General features: G+C 70.6%; 15 protein-coding genes and 3 tRNA genes. 14 read left to right on the top strand and 4 right to left on the bottom strand.

What is annotated here, in order from left to right:
* Positions 1-35 precede the first annotated feature (35 nt).
* Genes yidC through rpmH form a run of 4 tightly spaced genes read right to left on the bottom strand, consistent with a single transcriptional unit; the run spans position 36 to position 2169 of the window.
* Positions 36-1220, bottom strand: coding sequence for a membrane protein insertase YidC (yidC, locus tag ACFWJ4_RS09530; RefSeq protein WP_380541253.1), 1185 nt, complete (start codon positions 1218-1220; stop codon positions 36-38).
* Entirely contained in the window at positions 1217-1588 is a 372-nt protein-coding gene (gene yidD / locus ACFWJ4_RS09525) for a membrane protein insertion efficiency factor YidD (protein ID WP_049655851.1), read from the bottom strand. Before yidD ends, yidC begins: the two co-directional genes overlap by 4 nt.
* Positions 1585-2013: a ribonuclease P protein component gene (gene rnpA, locus ACFWJ4_RS09520; protein WP_049655849.1), complete on the bottom strand. Its 429-nt coding sequence runs from the start codon at positions 2011-2013 to the stop codon at positions 1585-1587. The genes yidD and rnpA overlap by 4 nt, the downstream gene beginning before the upstream one ends.
* Before the next feature lie 18 nt (positions 2014-2031).
* Positions 2032-2169, bottom strand: a complete 138-nt coding sequence (gene rpmH, locus ACFWJ4_RS09515; RefSeq protein WP_030392420.1) for a 50S ribosomal protein L34 — start codon at positions 2167-2169, stop codon at positions 2032-2034.
* 353 nt (positions 2170-2522) lie between these two features.
* Between rpmH and dnaA the strand changes: the two genes are divergently transcribed.
* The 14 genes from dnaA (at position 2523) to ACFWJ4_RS09445 (ending at position 18554) form a co-directional block, all read left to right on the top strand.
* Positions 2523-4385, top strand: coding sequence for a chromosomal replication initiator protein DnaA (gene dnaA, locus ACFWJ4_RS09510; protein ID WP_380541250.1), 1863 nt, complete (start codon positions 2523-2525; stop codon positions 4383-4385).
* Between the two features lie 1004 nt (positions 4386-5389).
* A complete protein-coding gene (gene dnaN / locus ACFWJ4_RS09505; RefSeq protein WP_074001900.1) occupies positions 5390-6520 on the top strand; it encodes a DNA polymerase III subunit beta in 1131 nt (376 codons plus the stop codon).
* A 170-nt stretch (positions 6521-6690) separates the two neighbouring features.
* Entirely contained in the window at positions 6691-7566 is an 876-nt protein-coding gene (gnd, locus tag ACFWJ4_RS09500; protein ID WP_359906995.1) for a phosphogluconate dehydrogenase (NAD(+)-dependent, decarboxylating), read from the top strand.
* 41 nt (positions 7567-7607) lie between these two features.
* The gene (gene recF, locus ACFWJ4_RS09495; RefSeq protein ID WP_380541247.1) at positions 7608-8741 is read left to right on the top strand and encodes a DNA replication/repair protein RecF; all 1134 of its coding nucleotides are present in this window, start codon (positions 7608-7610) and stop codon (positions 8739-8741) included.
* Between the two features lie 406 nt (positions 8742-9147).
* A complete protein-coding gene (locus ACFWJ4_RS09490; protein WP_359907018.1) occupies positions 9148-9612 on the top strand; it encodes a DciA family protein in 465 nt (154 codons plus the stop codon).
* 268 nt (positions 9613-9880) lie between these two features.
* Entirely contained in the window at positions 9881-11896 is a 2016-nt protein-coding gene (gene gyrB, locus ACFWJ4_RS09485) for a DNA topoisomerase (ATP-hydrolyzing) subunit B (RefSeq protein ID WP_380541244.1), read from the top strand.
* 131 nt (positions 11897-12027) lie between these two features.
* On the top strand, positions 12028-14574 hold the full coding sequence (gene gyrA / locus ACFWJ4_RS09480) for a DNA gyrase subunit A (protein WP_380358489.1): 2547 nt from the start codon (positions 12028-12030) through the stop codon (positions 14572-14574).
* A gap of 150 nt (positions 14575-14724) precedes the next feature.
* Positions 14725-15474 carry a DUF3566 domain-containing protein gene (locus ACFWJ4_RS09475; protein ID WP_359906984.1) on the top strand — a complete coding sequence of 250 codons (750 nt, stop codon included), beginning with the start codon at positions 14725-14727 and terminating at the stop codon, positions 15472-15474.
* Between the two features lie 261 nt (positions 15475-15735).
* A complete protein-coding gene (locus tag ACFWJ4_RS09470; protein ID WP_380541241.1) occupies positions 15736-17130 on the top strand; it encodes a class I SAM-dependent methyltransferase in 1395 nt (464 codons plus the stop codon).
* A gap of 16 nt (positions 17131-17146) precedes the next feature.
* Positions 17147-17220: transfer RNA gene (locus ACFWJ4_RS09465), tRNA-Ile, on the top strand.
* A 104-nt stretch (positions 17221-17324) separates the two neighbouring features.
* Positions 17325-17398, top strand: a tRNA-Ile gene (locus ACFWJ4_RS09460).
* A 164-nt stretch (positions 17399-17562) separates the two neighbouring features.
* Positions 17563-17907 (top strand): DUF6191 domain-containing protein, encoded by a 345-nt coding sequence (locus ACFWJ4_RS09455; protein WP_380541238.1) that lies wholly within the window; start codon positions 17563-17565, stop codon positions 17905-17907.
* A gap of 259 nt (positions 17908-18166) precedes the next feature.
* Positions 18167-18295, top strand: coding sequence for a DLW-39 family protein (locus ACFWJ4_RS09450; RefSeq protein WP_014137031.1), 129 nt, complete (start codon positions 18167-18169; stop codon positions 18293-18295).
* Between the two features lie 186 nt (positions 18296-18481).
* A tRNA-Ala gene (locus ACFWJ4_RS09445) sits at positions 18482-18554 on the top strand.
* Positions 18555-18594 lie beyond the last annotated feature (40 nt).

Here is an 18594-nt window from a genome sequence, read left to right as displayed (position 1 = left end):
GCTCTTCGCGGCTGTCACAACAGGCTTGGGGCCGGTCAGGACTTCTTCTTCGGCCGCTGGCCGCCACCGCGCTTCGGCTGCTGCCGGGTGCCCTGCTTGGTACCGGCCGGCTTGGCCGTGCTCTGCTTGGCGGCCGCCGGCTTGCCACCGGCATCGGCCGGGGAGTCCGCCGGGGCGGTGTCGGCCGGAGCTGCGTCGGTGGGCTCCTCGGCCGGGGCGTCCTTGCCCGGCTCCACGGTCGGCTGTCCGACGCCGCCCTGCTGGCGCTGGGCCTTGCTCTGCCGACGGGGCTGCTGGCGGCGCGCCTGCACCGACTCCTCGACCACCGCGGCGGCGCTGGCCGCCTCGCTCACGGCCGCCTTGGACGGGGGCAGCATGCCCCAGAGCGCGCCCTTGATCTCCGTACCGTCCGGACGCAGTCGGCCGGCCTTCTTCAGACGCTCCTGGCGCTCCTGGAAGGCCATGCTGCCCGGGGTCGGGTTGTTGTGGATGACGATCAGCTGCTGGCCCATCGACCAGACGTTGGTGGTCAGCCAGTAGACCAGGACACCGACCGGGAAGTTGATGCCCATCACGGCGAACATGATCGGGAAGACGTACATCAGCATCTTCTGCTGCTGCATGAACGGCGTCTTCACCGTGAGGTCGACGTTCTTGGTCATCAGCTGGCGCTGGGTGACGAACTGCGACAGCGACATCAGGATGATCATCACGGCGGTGACGATCTTGACGCTGGTCTCGGGGCTGCCGACGAAGGTCGCGGAGAGCGGGGCGCCGAAGATGTGCGCCTTGCCGGCGCTCACCAGCAGGTCACCGTGGATGACACCGATGTCCTGGCCCTTGGCGACCTTGGCGAGCACGCCGTAGAGGGCGGTGAAGAACGGCGCCTGCACGATGATGGGAAGGCAGCTGGAGAACGGGTTGGTACCCGCATCCTTGTACAGCTTCATCATCTCTTCGGACTGGCGCTGCCGGTCGTTCTTGTAGCGCTCCTGGATGGCCTTCATCTTCGGCTGGATCGCCTGCATGGCCCGGGTCGCCTTGATCTGCTTCACGAAGAGCGGGATCAGGCAGATCCGGATGACGACCACCATCGAGGCGATGGCGAGACCCCAGGCCCAGCCACCGTCCGGGTCGAAGATGTGGCTGTACAGCGAATGGAACTGGACGATGATCCAGGACACCGCTGTGTACAGGGGATTCAGGAAGGAGAAGGTCACCGGTCAGGCTCCTTGGACAGGTGGATTGGCCGCACGGGACCAATGGTCGCCGGGCCCTCGGGGTCCGGACCGGCGGGGGTGGCGGTCACCGGGTCTCCGGTGGCGGACCGGCTCTTCAGCCAGTCCCGCAACCGCCGGTGCCACACCGGATGCTTGCGCGGCGGGACATGATCGACCCCGCCGGGCGTCCACGGATTGCAGCGCAGGATGCGCCACACGGTCAGCCCGCCGCCTTTCACCGCCCCGTGCACCTTCACGGCCTCGTAGCCGTAGTGCGAGCAGGAGGGGTAATAACGGCAGACCGGACCGAGCAGTGGGCTGATGGTCCACTGGTAGACCCTGATCAGACCCATCAGCAGGTACTTCATCGACCTGCTCCCGTCGGCGCCGTGGCGGCGGGCTCCGTCCTCAGCAACCGCTTGAGTGCCGCGTCCAGGTCACGTTCGAGGTCCTGGTACGAGGCGGTCGCGGCCTGGGGCAGCGCACGCACCACTATCAGGCTACCGGCGGGCAGCCTGGACAGACGATCACGAACGAGGTGACGCAACCGGCGCTTGACCAGATTGCGGACGACCGCCGGGCCAACGGCCTTGCTCACGACGAAACCCGCACGCGCCGAAGGAGTCCCCTCGGCGACGTGCGGGCGGGAGTCGCTGGTCCGGTCGGTCTGCCCCTGCGGGTCACCGTCTCTGCTGAGATGGACGACCAGAAGGGGCCGGCCGGCCCGACGACCGCGTTTCACCGCGGTCGCGAAGTCCTGGCGCCGCCGCAGCCGATTCTCGGAGGGCAGCACAACAGACTCTGGCGCGGATCAGGCGGACAGGCTGGTGCGGCCCTTGCCACGGCGGGCGGCCAGGATGGCACGGCCGGCGCGGGTACGCATACGCAGCCGGAAGCCGTGGGTCTTCGCGCGACGACGGTTGTTCGGCTGGAAGGTGCGCTTGCTCACTCGGGGGCTCCTGAGGTGAATCGTAGGATGACGGGGAATCGCTTGGCCGTCACCGTGCGTCCGCGTGATCTCCCCTGATTCGGAAATCCGGCCCATCGCCCCAGTTCGGCTGGGGTCTGAGGCAATCCACGGCGCCCGTGCTGCGCGCCTTATGGAGCGGGTGGACCCGCGGACATGCGGCAGCGGCCATCGACAACTCGACCTGGTTACGGTACGCGGGACGGGGCACGGGGGTCAAACCAGCCCGCGATCGCCCGTCTTACCCACAGCCTGTGGACAACGACTTGATCCCGCCCTGTTCGCTGACTACCGTTGCAGAACTTGTCTGGTTTGTTCTTGGAAAGCGTGCACCAGTGGCTGATGTCAACAGCGACCTCGTCCCGGTCTGGGCCAGGGTCGTCGAGCGGCTGGTCAACGACCCCGATGTCGGGGAGATGGACAAACAGTGGGTGCAGCGCACCCAGCCGATGTGGATGATGCACGACACCGCCCTGCTGGCGACCCCGAACGAGCGGGCCAAGCAGGTGCTGGAGGGCCGGCTGCTGCCGCAGCTGACCGAGGCCCTCAGCCGTGAGCTCAGCCGCCCGGTCCGGATCGCCGTGATGGTCGACGCCAACGCGGTGCCGACCACCCCCGCACCCGCCCCCCAGTCCCCCGCCGAGCCCTACCCGGGCCCGGCCGAGGAGGACGCCCCCGACTACGGCGGCCAGGACTACCCGCAGTCGTACGAACACGGCCAGCCGTACGAGCAGGGCCACCCCTACGAGCAGGGGCAGGGGCAGCCGTACGAGCAGGACTACGAGCGGCCCCGCTACGACACCGGCGGCTACGACCCGCGCCAGGCTCCGTACGGCGGCCCCGGCGGCGGCCAGGGCTGGCAGGGCTACCAGGAGCAGCCGCCCGCCTATCGCGACCCGGAGGAGCCCGCGCCCCGCCAGGCGCCGCGGCCCGTTCCCGGCCCGCCCGCGACCACCCAGGGCGACCTCTTCGGCGGCGCCTACGGCCCCGGCCCGAACGAGCAGCCGCGGGCCGGCGCCGGCCGCCGGGCCGGTGGTTCCCGCCCCACCGGCGGCCGTCCCGCGGAGAAGGCCTCCCCGGAGCGCTCCGGGGAGCGTCCCGGCGTCCCCGGGGTGCCCGCCCCGCCCGGCGCTCCCCCGGCCGGCGGCTCCCGCAAGGACGAGCCGGCCGCCCGGCTGAACCCCAAGTACCTGTTCGACACCTTCGTGATCGGCGCCAGCAACCGCTTCGCGCACGCGGCGGCGGTGGCGGTCGCCGAGGCCCCGGCCAAGGCGTACAACCCGCTCTTCATCTACGGCGAGTCCGGGCTGGGCAAGACCCACCTGCTGCACGCCATCGGGCACTACTCGCGCAGCCTCTTCCCGGGCACCCGGGTGCGCTACGTGTCCTCGGAGGAGTTCACCAACGAGTTCATCAACTCGATCCGGGACGGCAAGGCGGACACCTTCCGCCGCCGCTACCGGGACATGGACATCCTGCTCGTGGACGACATCCAGTTCCTCGCGAGCAAGGAGTCCACGCAGGAGGAGTTCTTCCACACCTTCAACACCCTGCACAACGCGAACAAGCAGATCGTCCTCTCCTCGGACCGGCCGCCCAAGCTGCTGACCACGCTGGAGGACCGGCTGCGCAACCGCTTCGAGTGGGGTCTGATCACCGACGTCACCCCGCCGGAGCTGGAGACCCGGATCGCGATCCTGCGCAAGAAGGCGATCCAGGAACAACTCAACGCTCCCGCCGACGTGTTGGAGTTCATCGCCTCCCGGATCACCCGCAACATCCGGGAGCTGGAGGGCGCCCTGATCCGGGTCACCGCCTTCGCCAACCTCAACCGGGCCCCGGTGGACCTGGAGTTGGCCGGGATCGTCCTCAAGGACCTGATCCCCGGCGGTGACGAGGACGCCGGCCCGGAGATCACCGCGCAGGTCATCATGCAGCAGACCGCCGCGTACTTCGGCCTGGGGGTGGACGACCTCTGCGGATCCTCGCGCAGCCGCGTGCTGGTGACGGCCCGGCAGATCGCGATGTACCTCTGCCGTGAGCTCACCGACCTCTCGCTGCCGAAGATCGGTGCGCAGTTCGGCGGCCGCGACCACACCACGGTGATGCACGCGGACCGCAAGATCCGCTCGCTGATGGCCGAGCGGCGCTCGATCTACAACCAGGTCACCGAACTCACCAACCGCATCAAGAGCTAGCCGACTCCGTGCCGGGTGTCGTGCCGGCTGCCACGCGGCGCTGCACCGCACGAACACCCGGCACGACGCGGCACGGCACGACGCGGCACGGCCCCAGGGCGTCAGGAGCGAATCCTGACGCCCTTTCGCACGTCCACAGGTGTGCGGCGCGCGCCGGCTGGGCAGGGATGCCGTCGACGGACGTTCCGCCAGTCCACAGCCCGCGCCGAACAACTGACCGGTGATTCGAAAACCGAGGGCGCGCAAGGCCGTTGTCCACAGGACCGGCCCCTTCTCCACCGTCCACAGGGTGGGGAGTGCGGAGTTATCCAGAATTCGTCCACAGGCCCGTCACCGCTACGCTCTTCCGCGCAGGTCAAGTGCCTGTGGACTTGTGCACAACGGTTATCCACAGGCTGTGGACAGTTGACGGGCCACCACTGGGCCGTCCGGGTTATCCACCGGTTGTCCCCAGGGGAAGGGCGGTTATCCCCAGGTTGTCCACAGCGGCGTCCACAGTTCGACAACCGTGGGCTACCGTTCATACCCTGGTGTGAAAGGCGTCACGAAAAGTTGACCGGCGCCCGTGGATAACCGGGCCCGGATCTGGGGACAGCCCTGGGGATAACCTGTGGATACCCAGCGTGGCCTGTGGGTAACGCTCGGCTGTCCACAGCGAGGCCTGCCCGTCCACAGCCGCCGTCCACAGCCGCTGTGGACAAAATTCGGGCTCTGACCTGGGGAAACGGGGTTATCCACGGTTTCCACAGGCCCTACTACTACCACTACACATTTAGACCCCGGACTTGCTTTCAAAGTGGGTGGGCCCCGAATCTGTGGACAACCGGCCTCCGACAACCGTTCGGGTTGCTTCCGCCCGTCTGCCCCGTCTGTCGGCGGAGTACGTCAGACTGTCCTTGCGACTGGAAGCGGAGTGACCGAGCTCGGCGGACAGCCGAACCGACGATCAAGATCAGACGAACCAGAGTGCGAGCGGGAGCGCTCGATCCAGGAGGCGGTTACCGGTGAAGTTCCGGGTGGAGCGTGACGTCCTCGCGGAGGCGGTGGCCTGGGCTGCCCGCAGCCTCCCGGCACGGCCGCCGGTGCCGGTGCTGGCCGGCCTGCTGCTGACCGCGCAGGAGGGCAGTCTGGCGCTGTCCGGCTTCGACTACGAGGTCTCGGCCCGGGTCGAGCTGGAGGCGGACGTCGAGGAGGCCGGCACCGTCCTGGTCTCCGGCCGGCTGCTGAACGACATCTCCCGCAACCTCCCCAACCGGCCGGTGGAGATCTCCACCGACGGCCAGCGCGTCAGCGTGGTCTGCGGCAGCTCCCGCTTCACCCTCCCCACCCTCCCGGTGGACGAGTACCCCGCGCTCCCCCAGATGCCGACCGCCACCGGCACCGTCTCCGGCGACGTCTTCGCCTCGGCCGTCAGCCAGGCCGCGGTCGCCGCCGGCCGGGACGACACCCTCCCGGTGCTCACCGGTGTCCGGGTCGAGATCGAGGGCGACCGGATCACCCTGGCCGCCACCGACCGCTACCGCTTCGCCGTCCGCGAGCTGCTGTGGAAGCCCGAGCAGTCGGACATCTCCGCCGTCGCGCTGGTCCCCGCCAAGACCCTCCAGGACATCGCCAAGTCCCTGGGCAGCGGCGACAACGTCTCCATCGCGCTCTCCTCGGGCGGCGCGGGCGAGGGCCTGATCGGTTTCGAGGGCGCCGGCCGCCGGACCACCACCCGGCTGCTGGAGGGCGAGTTCCCCAAGTTCCGCAGCCTGTTCCCGACCGAGTTCAACGCGATCGCCGCGATCCAGACCCAGCCCTTCCTGGAGGCGCTCAAGCGCGTCTCGCTGGTCGCCGAGCGCAACACCCCGGTCCGCCTCAACTTCGAGGAGGGCGTGCTGACCCTGGAGGCCGGTTCGGGCGACGACGCCCAGGCCACCGAGCGGATCGAGGCCTCCCTGGAGGGCGACGCCATCTCGATCGCCTTCAACCCGGGCTACCTGGAGGAGGGCCTCAAGGCCATCGACTCCCCCTTCGCCCAGCTCAGCTTCACCACCCCGACCAAGCCCGCGCTGCTCAGCGGCAAGGTCTCGGTGGACGCCGAGGAGGACAAGGCCTACCAGTACCTGATCATGCCGGTCCGCCTCTCCGGCTGATCCCGCCGCGTCCTACCGTCCACAGGCTGTGCACACCCGCTGTGCACAGCCTGTGGACGTCTCCCCGCCCGGCCCGACCGCAGACGGCCGGGTCCGCTCCAGCGCGTAGGCTCAAGGAGTGCGGCAACGGCGCCGCCGGCAGGCACGTCACCACAGGTAAGGACTTGGTCATGGAGCTCGGCCTCATCGGTCTCGGCAAGATGGGCGGCAACATGCGCGAGCGGATCCGCCGCGCCGGCCACACCGTCATCGGGTACGACCGCAACCCGGACATCTCCGACGTCGACAGCCTCCAGGAGCTCGTCACCAAGCTCCAGGGCCCGCGCGTGGTCTGGGTCATGGTCCCGGCCGGCGCCGCCACCCAGGCCACCGTCGACGAGCTCGCCGAGCTGCTCTCCCCCGGCGACGTGGTGGTCGACGGCGGCAACTCCCGTTGGACCGACGACATCAAGCACGCCGAGGCGCTGGCCGCCAAGGGCATCGGCTTCGTGGACTGCGGTGTCTCCGGCGGCGTCTGGGGCCTGGAGAACGGCTACGCGCTGATGTACGGCGGCGACGCCGAGCACGTCGCCAAGGCCCAGCCGGTCTTCGACGCCCTCAAGCCCGAGGGCGAGTTCGGCTCGGTGCACGCGGGTGCCGTGGGCGCCGGCCACTTCGCCAAGATGGTCCACAACGGCATCGAGTACGCGATGATGCAGGCCTTCGCCGAGGGCTGGGAGCTGCTGGAGGCCGCCCCCGAGGTCACCGACGTGCGCGAGGTCTTCCGCAGCTGGCAGGAGGGCACCGTCATCCGCTCCTGGCTGCTGGACCTGTCCGTCCGCGCCCTGGACGAGGACGAGCACCTGGACAAGCTGCGCGGCTGGGCCGCCGACTCCGGCGAGGGCCGCTGGACCGTCGAGGCCGCGATCGACCACGCCGTGCCGCTGCCGGCCATCACCGCCTCGCTGTTCGCCCGCTTCGCCTCCCGTCAGGAGGACTCGCCGCAGATGAAGATGATCGCCGCGCTGCGCAACCAGTTCGGCGGCCACGCGGTCGAGTCCAAGTAACCAGCAGGTCCTCCACAAGAAGGCGGGCGCAGTCCACAGCCATGCACGTCGCGCATCTGTCGCTCGCCGACTTCCGGTCGTACGCCCGGGCCGAGGTTCCCCTCGACCCGGGCGTGACCGCCTTCGTCGGACCGAACGGCCAGGGCAAGACCAACCTGGTCGAGGCGATCGGCTACGTCGCCACCCTGGGCAGCCACCGGGTCGCCACCGACGCCCCGCTGATCCGGCTGGGCGCCGAGCGGGCGGTGGTCCGCACCTCGGTGGTGGACCGCGGCCGCTCCACCCTGATCGAGCTGGAGCTCACCCCGGGCAAGGCCAACCGGGCCCGGATCAACCGCTCCGACAACGTCCGCCCGCGCGACGTGCTGGGCCTGCTGCGCACCGTGCTGTTCGCCCCCGAGGACCTCAGCCTGGTCAAGGGGGACCCGGGTGAGCGGCGGCGCTTCCTGGACGAGCTGCTGACCGCCCGGGCACCCCGGCTGGCCGGGGTGCGGCAGGACTACGAGCGGGTGCTCAAGCAGCGCAACGCCCTGCTGAAGACCGCCGCGATGGCCCGCCGGGCCGGCGGCGGCAAGGGCGCCGACCTGTCCACCCTGGAGGTCTGGGACGGCCATCTCGCCCGCGCCGGCGCCGAGTTGACGGCCTTCCGGATCCAGCTGGTGGCCGCCCTGCAGCCGCTGGTGGCGGCCGCGTACGGGCAGCTCGCCCCGGGCGGCGGCGACACCTCCCTGGAGTACCGCAGCTCCTTCGAGGGCGAACTGCCGACCAGTCGCGAGCAGGCCGAGGAGCAGCTGCTGAACGCGCTGCAGGCGGCCCGCAAGCAGGAGGTCGATCGCGGCGTCACCCTGGTCGGCCCGCACCGCGACGAGCTGCTGCTCAGGCTCGGCCCGCTGCCCGCCAAGGGCTACGCCAGCCATGGCGAGTCCTGGTCGTTCGCGCTGGCGCTGCGGCTGGCCTCGTACGAGCTGCTGCGCGCCGACGGCGGCGAGCCGGTGCTGATCCTGGACGACGTGTTCGCCGAGCTGGACGCCGCCCGCCGGGACCGGCTGGCCGAGCTGGTGGCCGACGGGGAGCAGGTGCTGGTGACCGCGGCGGTCGCCGAGGACGTGCCGAAGGCGCTGGCCGGCGCCCGGTTCGCGGTCTCCGACGGCGCGGTGCGCCGGATCGACGCCTGACCGAGCGCTCTTCCGGCGGTGGCTTCCGCCCGGGTACCCCCTTCACCGGCGCCGGCGGTGCCCCCGCCCGCCGGTGTCCCCTTTCACCGGTGCCGCCGCACCCGGACCACCACACCGCCGCCACCGCACCGCGACCGCTTCCGCGCACCGCCCACCCCCGCTCCGGTCCGAGGGGTCCGGCCGCTCCCGTAGGCTGGACGGCTCGGCGGGCGCGCGACCGCGACCGTTGTCCACAGGCTGGGGAAAGGAGATCGCCGTGAGCGAGCCGGCGGAGCACTCCCCCAGGTCCGGAGCATCCAAGCCCGGAGCTCCCAAGCCCGGAGCACCCGAGCCCGGAGCACCCCGGTCCGACGCCGCCGAGCCCGGCGCTCCCGCGCCGACCGGCGCCGACCTCGCCCGCTCCGCGCTGCGGGCGGCCCGTGCCCAGGCCCGCCAGCGCGGTGAGCAGGTCCGCGAGAAGCGCGAGGCGAAGCGGTACGGCCTGCGCAGCGGTGCCCGCTCGGACGGCCGCGACCCCGTCCCGCTGGGTGCGGCGCTCAACCGGCTGCTGACCGAGCGCGGCTGGGAGTCCTCGGCCGCCGTCGGCGGGGTGATGGGCCGCTGGCCGCAGATCGTCGGCCCGGACATCGCCGCGCACTGCCATCCCTCCTCCTACGACGAGGCCGCCGCGGTGCTCACCGTGCAGTGCGACTCCACCGCCTGGGCCACCCAACTACGCTGGCTGGCAAGGCAGTTGGTGGCCCGTCTGAACCACGAGCTGGGGCACGGGACGGTCCGGACCATCAAGGTGCTCGGCCCGGCGGCGCCCGCCCGCGGCTACGGCCGGCTGCGTGCGCCGGGGAGCAAGGGGCCGGGCGACACCTGGGGCTGACCGGGGGACCGGGCGGCCGCCGGGGGCACGGATCGGACGACGATCTTCCGGAACCCCTGACAGCCCTTCCAGGCGCCCTGGGCCCCCCGGTCGAGTATCGGGACATGTGCAGAGGGGATTCAGGGCGGCATATCTGCCCTCAAGGGCTGCCAAACGCCCATCTATGTCAGTCGTACCGGTAGACTGAGAGCCAAACACTGTTGCTAGTGGCAACCGAGTCGAAACGCTGTGGTCGCACGCCCGCCCGCACGGGGTGGGCGTGCGGCCCGTGCTGTGCCAGAGAGGGCGCTTCGTGGCCGATTCCGGCAACCCCAGCCAGACCCCAGACCAGTCCGACCAGGCTTCCTACACCGGTAGCAACATCCAGGTGCTGGAAGGCCTCGACGCCGTCCGCAAGCGCCCCGGCATGTACATCGGTTCGACGGGCGAGCGCGGCCTGCACCACCTGGTGCAGGAGGTCGTGGACAACTCCGTCGACGAGGCGATGGCCGGGTACGCCGACACCATCGACGTCACGATCATGGCCGACGGCGCCATCCGCTGCGTCGACAACGGCCGCGGCATCCCGGTGGACATCGTCCCCGGTCAGGACAAGCCCGCCGTCGAGGTCGTGCTCACCGTCCTGCACGCGGGCGGCAAGTTCGGCGGCGGCGGGTACGCCGTCTCCGGCGGTCTGCACGGCGTCGGCGTGTCCGTGGTGAACGCGCTGTCCACCCGGCTCTCGGTGGAGATCCACAAGGACGGCCACATCTGGACCCAGGACTACAAGATGGGTGCCCCGGCCGCCCCCCTCGTCAAGGGCGCGGAGACCGACCGCACCGGCACCACGGTGACCTTCTGGGCCGACCCCGACATCTTCGAGACCACCGTCTACTCCTTCGAGACGCTCTCCCGGCGCTTCCAGGAGATGGCCTTCCTCAACAAGGGCCTGTCGATCTCGCTGACCGACGAGCGCCCCGAGCACGCGGACGAGGACGGCAAGCCGCTCACCGTCACGTACAAGTACGACGGCGGCATCGCCGACTTCGTCGCCCACCTCAACTCCCGCAAGGGCGAGGTCGTCCACCCCTCGGTGATCGACTTCGAGGCGGAGGACAAGGACAAGGCGATCTCGGTGGAGATCGCGATGCAGTGGAACTCCTCCTACACCGAGGGGGTCTACAGCTTCGCCAACACCATCCACACCCACGGCGGCGGCACCCACGAGGAGGGCTTCCGCGCGGCGCTGACCGGCCTGGTCAACCGCTACGCGCGGGACAAGAAGCTGCTCCGGGAGAAGGACGACAACCTCTCCGGCGAGGACATCCGCGAGGGCCTGACCGCGATCATCTCGGTCAAGCTCGGCGAGCCGCAGTTCGAGGGCCAGACCAAGGACAAGCTCGGCAACACCGAGGCCAAGACCTTCGTCCAGAAGGTCGTCCACGAGCACCTCAACGACTGGCTGGACCGCAACCCCAACGAGGCCGCGGACATCATCCGCAAGTCCATCCAGGCCGCCACCGCGCGCGTCGCCGCCCGCAAGGCCCGCGACCTGACGCGCCGCAAGGGTCTGCTGGAGTCCGCCTCGCTGCCGGGCAAGCTCTCCGACTGCCAGTCGAAGGACCCGTCCGAGTGCGAGATCTTCATCGTCGAGGGTGACTCCGCAGGCGGCTCGGCCAAGCAGGGCCGCGACCCGCGCACCCAGGCCATCCTGCCGATCCGCGGCAAGATCCTGAACGTCGAGAAGGCCCGGATCGACAAGGTCCTCCAGAACACCGAGGTCCAGGCGCTGATCTCGGCGTTCGGCTGCGGCATCCAGGAGGACTACGACGAGTCCAAGCTGCGGTACCACAAGATCGTGCTGATGGCCGACGCCGACGTCGACGGACAGCACATCCGCACCCTGCTGCTGACCCTGCTGTTCCGCTTCATGCGGCCGCTGGTCGAGTCCGGGTACGTCTACCTCGCGATGCCCCCGCTGTACAAGATCAAGTGGGGCAAGGACGACTTCGAGTACGCCTACTCCGACCGCGAGCGCGACGCCGTGATCGCCTCCGGGGTGGCGGCCGGGCGCCGGCTGCCCAAGGACGACGCGATCCAGCGCTTCAAGGGTCTCGGCGAGATGAACGCCGAGGAGCTCCGGGTCACCACCATGGACGTCGAGCACCGGCTGCTGCTCCAGGTCACCCTGGAGGACGCCGCCCGTGCCGACGAGCTGTTCTCCGTGCTGATGGGCGAGGACGTCGAGGCCCGCCGCTCCTTCATCCAGCGCAACGCCAAGGACGTCCGCTTCCTGGACGTGTGACGCCTGCACCGCAGGCCCCGCACGTTCCAGTCCGCGTGAAAGGAAACTGACCACCAGTGGTCGACGACAACCGTCCCGAAGGCGAACAGCCCGAGACTCCCGAAGCCGCCGAGGCCACCGCCCAGGTGACGATGCGGATCGAGCCGGTCGAGCTCGAGACCGAGATGCAGCGCTCGTACCTCGACTACGCGATGAGCGTGATCGTCAGTCGTGCGCTGCCCGAGGTCCGCGACGGCCTCAAGCCGGTGCACCGCCGCGTGCTCTACGCGATGTACGACGGCGGCTACCGCCCCGAGAAGGGCTACTACAAGTGCGCCCGCGTCGTCGGCGACGTCATGGGCAACTACCACCCGCACGGTGACACCTCGATCTACGACACCGTGGTCCGCCTGGCCCAGCCGTGGTCGATGCGGATGCCGCTGGTGGACGGCAACGGCAACTTCGGCTCCCCGGGCAACGACCCGGCGGCGGCCATGCGCTACACCGAGTGCAAGATGATGCCGCTCGCCATGGAGATGATGCGCGACATCGACGAGGAGACCGTCGACTTCGCGGCCAACTACGACGGGCGCTCGCAGGAGCCCACCGTCCTGCCCGCGCGCATCCCCAACCTGCTGGTCAACGGTGCCACCGGCATCGCGGTCGGCATGGCCACCAACATCCCGCCGCACAACCTCCGCGAGGTCGCCTCCGGCGCGCTCTGGTACCTGGAGAACCCGGAGGCCTCCGCCGAGGAGCTGCTGGACGCCCTGGTCGAGCGGATCAAGGGCCCGGACTTCCCCACCGGCGCGCTGATCGTCGGCCGCCGCGGCATCGACGACTACTACCGCACCGGCCGCGGCTCGGTCACCATGCGCGCCGTGGTCGAGGTCGAGGAGATCCAGGGCCGCCAGTGCCTGGTGATCACCGAGCTGCCGTTCCAGGTCAATCCGGACAACCTCGCGCTGAAGATCGCCGACCTGGTGAAGGACGGCAAGATCGCCGGCATCGCCGACGTCCGCGACGAGTCCTCCTCGCGCACCGGCCAGCGCCTGGTCGTCGTGCTCAAGCGCGACGCCGTCGCCAAGGTGGTGCTGAACAACCTCTACAAGCACACCGAGCTGCAGACCAACTTCGGCGCCAACATGCTGGCCCTGGTCGACGGCGTGCCGCGCACCCTGTCGCTGGACGCCTTCATCCGGCACTGGGTCAACCACCAGGTCGAGGTCATCGTCCGGCGCACCACCTTCCGGCTGCGCAAGGCCGAGGAGCGCGCCCACATCCTGCGCGCGCTGCTCAAGGCCCTGGACCTGATCGACGAGGTCATCGCGCTGATCCGGGCCTCGGCCAGCGCCGACGCCGCCCGCACCGGCCTGATGGGCCTGCTCGACATCGACGAGCTCCAGGCCAACGCCATCCTGGAGATGCAGCTGCGCCGGCTGGCCGCCCTGGAGCGCCAGCGGATCATGGACGAGCACGACGAGCTCCAGCGCAAGATCGACGAGTACAACGCGATCCTGGCCTCGCCGACCCGTCAGCGGGAGATCATCTCCGAGGAGCTCACCGCGATCGTCGAGAAGTACGGCGACGAGCGGCGCTCCACCCTCATCCCCTCCGACGGCGACCTCTCCATCGAGGACCTCATCGCCGAGGAGGACATCGTCGTCACCATCACCCGTGGCGGCTACGTCAAGCGGACCCGCTCCGACCTCTACCGCTCGCAGAAGCGCGGCGGCAAGGGCGTGCGCGGTGCCCAGCTGAAGCAGGACGACATCGTCGACCACTTCTTCGTGACGACGACCCACAACTGGATCCTGTTCTTCACCAACAAGGGCCGGGTCTACCGGGCCAAGGGCTACGAGCTGCCGGACGCCGGGCGCGACGCCCGCGGCCAGCACGTGGCCAACCTGCTGGCCTTCCAGCCGGACGAGCACATCGCCCAGGTGATGGCCGTCCGCACCTACGAGGACAAGCCGTACCTGGTCCTCGCCACCCGGGCCGGCCTGGTGAAGAAGTCGGCGCTCAAGGACTACGACTCGCCGCGCTCCGGCGGCCTGATCGCGATCAACCTGCGCCAGGACGAGGAGGGCCAGGACGACGAGCTGATCGGCGCCGAGCTGGTCTCCGCCGAGGACGACCTGCTGCTGGTCTCCAAGAAGGCCCAGTCGATCCGCTTCACCGCGACCGACGACGCCCTGCGCCCCACCGGCCGTGCCACCTCCGGCGTCAAGGGCATGGCGTTCCGGGAGGACGACGAACTGCTGTCGATGAACGTCGTCCGTCCGGGTACCTATGTCTTCACCGCCACTGACGGCGGGTACGCCAAGCGCACCGGTGTGGACGAGTACCGTGTCCAGGGGCGCGGCGGCTACGGCACCAAGGCGGCGAAGATCGTCGAGGGCCGGGGCTCGCTGGTCGGCGCGCTCGTGGTCGACGAATCCGACGAGATCATGGCGATCACCCTCTCGGGTGGGGTGATCCGCACGAGGGTTTCCGAGGTTCGTGAAACCGGACGTGACACCATGGGCGTCCAACTGATCAACCTCGGAAAGCGCGACGCGGTCGTGGGCATGGCCCGCAACGCGGAGGCCGAGGACGAGGAGACGGCGGAGGACGAGGTGGCGGGTACCGAGTCCACCGAGTCCACCGAGACGGCCGAGGGTGCGGTGACGGCGGTCGACGGAGACGTCGAGGCCTGAACCGAACCGCAGACCGGTGCCGCCGCGTCCCATCAACGGGCGCGGCGGCATCGGCCGCCGACCAGTTCCGGGCAATCCCGCCGGGCGCTGGATGACGATTGACGAAGCAGGGCGGCACCGCCGTCCTGGTGGGAAGTGCGGGAGGACCAGGTGAGTGGAGCCACGGGTGCTGCGGGAGGAACCTCCGGCGGCCGTCCGGGCGCGCAGGGCGGGGGTTCGTACGGCGTTCCGCAGCCGCCGACCGATCACTCGGCCGCGTCCACCTCGCTGATGCCGCCGGCCGGTGGAGCGGGCCAGAGCGGTGCGACCTACGGCGGGCAGCAGGCCGCGTCGGCGAGCGGCGGCCAGGCCGCCGGATCGGGCGGCTTCTCGCAGCCGACCACCTACGCCAAGGGGCAGCCGACCCCGGCCCGGGGCACCCGGGTCCCGGGGCACACCCCGCCCGGTGGCACCCCCACCGGCGGAGCGGCGCGCCGCCCCGGCGCGGCCCCCGCCCCGGCCCCCGCGGCCGGCGGCTCCGCGCTCGGCCGGACGCGCAAGGCCCGGCTGCGGGTGACCAAGGTCGACCCGTGGTCCGTGATGAAGGTCAGCTTCCTGCTGTCGCTGGCCGTCGGCATCATCATCATCGTGGCCGCGGCCGTGCTGTGGATGACGCTGGACTCGCTCGGCGTCTTCGACTCGCTGACCAAGACCCTCAAGGACGTCACCGGCTCGGACAGCAGCGGCGGCCTCAACCTGATGGACTACGTCGGCTTCGGCAAGGTGATGACCTTCACCACGCTGATCGCCGTGGTCGACGTCGTCCTGCTGACCGCCCTGTCCACGCTCTCCGCGTTCATCTACAACGCGGCGGCCGGCTTCACCGGCGGCGTGGAGCTCACCCTGGCCGAGGAGGACTGATTCCGGCCGGATCCTGACGCACGCTCAGTTTCCCGTCCGGGGACGGAATGTACGGGCCCCACCGGCTGTTGCAGCCGGTGGGGCCCGTCGGCATTTCGGGTGACAGCCGGCCGCCCGCGGCGCGCCGCCCGGAAAGCGGGCGGCCGCCGTGGGATTAGCTGGGTGCCACCCGTCCCGAATCCCGGGAGTGCCGCAGGCCGCCCCCGATCCGCCCGACCGGGTCGGCTGAGGTTCCGCAGGACGACTGGACGGAGGCGCGCGGTGGCGAAGCTCGCAGGTCAACTGGTGGAGGCCCTGGAAGGGCTGTTGGGGGTCCCGGTACCGCTGCGGGTCCAGGCCTGGGACGGCAGCGTCGCAGGGCCTCCGGGCGCGCCCACCGTGGTCCTGCGCAACCGTCGGGCGCTGCGCCGGCTGATCTGGCGGCCGGACGAACTGGGCCTGGCCCGGGCCTACGTCGCGGGGGACCTCGAGCTCGCCCCCGGCACCGACCTGTACGAGACGCTCTCCGCCGTCGCCCGCTTCGCCGAGCGGCCGGAGATCCGCACCCTGGCCTTCGGCCCGCGGGACGTGGTCGGCGCCAGGGGCCGCCGGGTGCTCGCCGCCGTGCTGCGGGCCGGGGCGGTCGGCCTGGAACCCGAGCCGCCCCGCGAGGAGGTCCGCAGGGCCGCGGGACGCCTGCACAGCCGCAGCCGGGACCGCGCGGCCATCAGCCACCACTACGACGTCGGGAACGACTTCTACCGGATCGTGCTGGGCTCCTCGATGGTCTACTCGTGCGCCTACTGGACGCCGGAGTCGAAGAGCCTGGAGGCCGCCCAGGAGGCCAAGCTCGACCTGATCTGCCGCAAGCTCGGCCTGCGCCCCGGGATGCGCCTGCTGGACGTCGGCTGCGGCTGGGGCTCACTGCTGCTGCACGCGGCGAAGCACTACGGGGTCACCGCGGTCGGCGTCTCCATCTCCCGGGAGCAGGTCGCGCTGGCCCGTGCCCGGGTCGAGGAGGCCGGCCTGTCCGACCGGGTCGAGGTCCGGCTCCAGGACTACCGGGAGATCGCAGACGGGCCCTTCGACGCGATCTCCAGCGTCGGGATGGCCGAGCACGTCGGCGCCGAGCAGTACCGGGTCTACGCCGAGGGCCTGTACCGGCTGCTGGTGCCCGGTGGCCGGCTGCTCAACCACCAGATCGCCCGCCGCCCCGACCTTCCCGGTGAACAGCACCGCCCCAGCCCCTTCATCGACCGCTTCGTCTTCCCTGACGGCGAGCTCTCCCCCGTCGGTTCCACCGTGGCGCGGCTGGAGGAGGCCGGCTTCGAGGTCCGGGACGTCGAGTCGCTGCGCGAGCACTACGGGCTGACCCTTCGCGAGTGGGTGGCCAACCTGGAGGCGCACTGGACGGAGGCGGTCCGGCTGGTCGGCCGCGGCCGGGCCCGGGTCTGGCGGCTGTACATGGCGGCCTCCGCGCTCGCCTTCGAGCAGAACCGGATCGGGATCAACCAGGTCCTCGCCGTCCGCAGCACCGAGGAGGGCTCGGCGGGCCTGCCGCCGACCCGCGAGGAGTGGCTGCTGCGGCCCTCCGCCGGTGCGCCGGGGCTGGTCGCGGGGGGTGCCGCCGCGGCCCCGGCCGAGCCGGATTTGGGAGATCGGCCGTCGGTCCGCTAATCTTTCAGTGCGGCAAGGGCCTATAGCTCAGACGGTTAGAGCGCTTCCCTGATAAGGAAGAGGCCACAGGTTCAAGTCCTGTTAGGCCCACAACCGCGAAGGGCCCGGAGTGATCCACTCCGGGCCCTTCGACTCTTTCGAGATCGGGCGGGGCCGTGGAGCGGCCGGGATCCGGTACGATCTCTGTTCGGTGAGGGCCTATAGCTCAGACGGTTAGAGCGCTTCCCTGATAAGGAAGAGGCCACAGGTTCAAGTCCTGTTAGGCCCACCTCCCCGAAGGGCCCGGAGTGATCCACTCCGGGCCCTTCGGCGTTTCCCGCCGCTCTTCCCGCCGCTTTCTCCGCCGCCGGACCGGGAACCGTGCGCCCGTCCCGACGGTTCCCCGGGGAAACACGGTGGAGGGTCGGTGACGGCATGGCGGTGTTGTGGGCGATGAGCATCCCCGGACTGGTCTGCGCCCTGGCGGTGCTGGCGGTGCTCGACCAGCTGGCACTGAGGGCGGGCCGCGCCCGCTGGGTGCCCTGGCGGGGGACCGGTCGGGAGGGGCAGATCTCGGCAACCGGGTTCGAGCAGCTGCACGCGCAGTTCGCCGCGGGCAAGCAGCACGAGCTGGACGAACGCGGCAGCACGCTGATGCTGCGGGACGAGGAGGGCGAGGGGGCGCCGCCGCGGACCAGGGTGGACCTGGCGGGCGGCACGGCCGTGGTGGTGGTGCCGGAGCGCCCGGCGAACGGCCCCGCGGCCGGGGCGGTGCGGGGCCCGGGGGCCGGGGCCTGACCCGTGGGCGCGGCGGACGGTCCGGGGGCGGCCGGACCGCCCGCCAGGAGGTGCGGCGTCAATCCCGGGACCGGACCGCCGGGTTGGCCGTACCGGTGGCTGGTCACGATTGGGACACCGGTGTGTATCATCGGCCGCAAGGGCAGTCTGGCACTCGGCAGCCCGTTCGCGCTCGAAACACAACTGGACTCGTCGGCCCGGTCAGTCAGGCCGGATCCGGCTCTTGAGTCCGTCAACGCAAGAAGGACGAGGTCCCGCGGTGAAGAAGCTTCTCCTGGTCGCCCTGGTCGCCCTCGGCGGCTTCTTTGTCTACCGTCAGGTCCAGGCGGACCGCGCCGAGCAGGACCTGTGGACCGAGGCCACCGACCCGGTTCCGGCCGGTCGCTGAGCCCCCGGCGATCTGACGATCGACGAACTCCGGAGGCGCCCGTCGGCGCCTCCCGGGCCGGCCGGCCCGGTCGACGAACCGGACCGGCCGACCCCATGGAACAGCACCGTTCCAGGGGGACGGCGCTGGGAATCGCGCCGGAAACCGGTACGCTAGTGCCCGTTGGCACGCGCGCGGTGCCGTCGAGGGGCATTAGCTCAGTTGGTAGAGCGCTGCCTTTGCAAGGCAGATGTCAGGAGTTCGAGTCTCCTATGCTCCACAATCCACGGCAGTAGCCGATCGGCCGTCGACCAGGATCC

Source organism: Kitasatospora sp. NPDC127067 (genome assembly GCF_042724755.1).
Lineage (GTDB): Bacteria > Actinomycetota > Actinomycetes > Streptomycetales > Streptomycetaceae > Kitasatospora > Kitasatospora lactacystinica.
Note: the sequence above shows the minus strand (reverse complement) of the source record. Positions and strands in the feature narration are given on the sequence as shown.

Coding starts and splice junctions, on each gene's coding strand:
- recF (WP_380541247.1), top strand. CDS start 7,608: ATGCACGTCGCGCATCTGTCGCTCGCCGACTTCCGGTCGTACGCCCGG.
- gnd (WP_359906995.1), top strand. CDS start 6,691: ATGGAGCTCGGCCTCATCGGTCTCGGCAAGATGGGCGGCAACATGCGC.
- yidD (WP_049655851.1), bottom strand. CDS start 1,588: ATGAAGTACCTGCTGATGGGTCTGATCAGGGTCTACCAGTGGACCATC.
- ACFWJ4_RS09455 (WP_380541238.1), top strand. CDS start 17,563: ATGAGCATCCCCGGACTGGTCTGCGCCCTGGCGGTGCTGGCGGTGCTC.
- gyrA (WP_380358489.1), top strand. CDS start 12,028: ATGCGGATCGAGCCGGTCGAGCTCGAGACCGAGATGCAGCGCTCGTAC.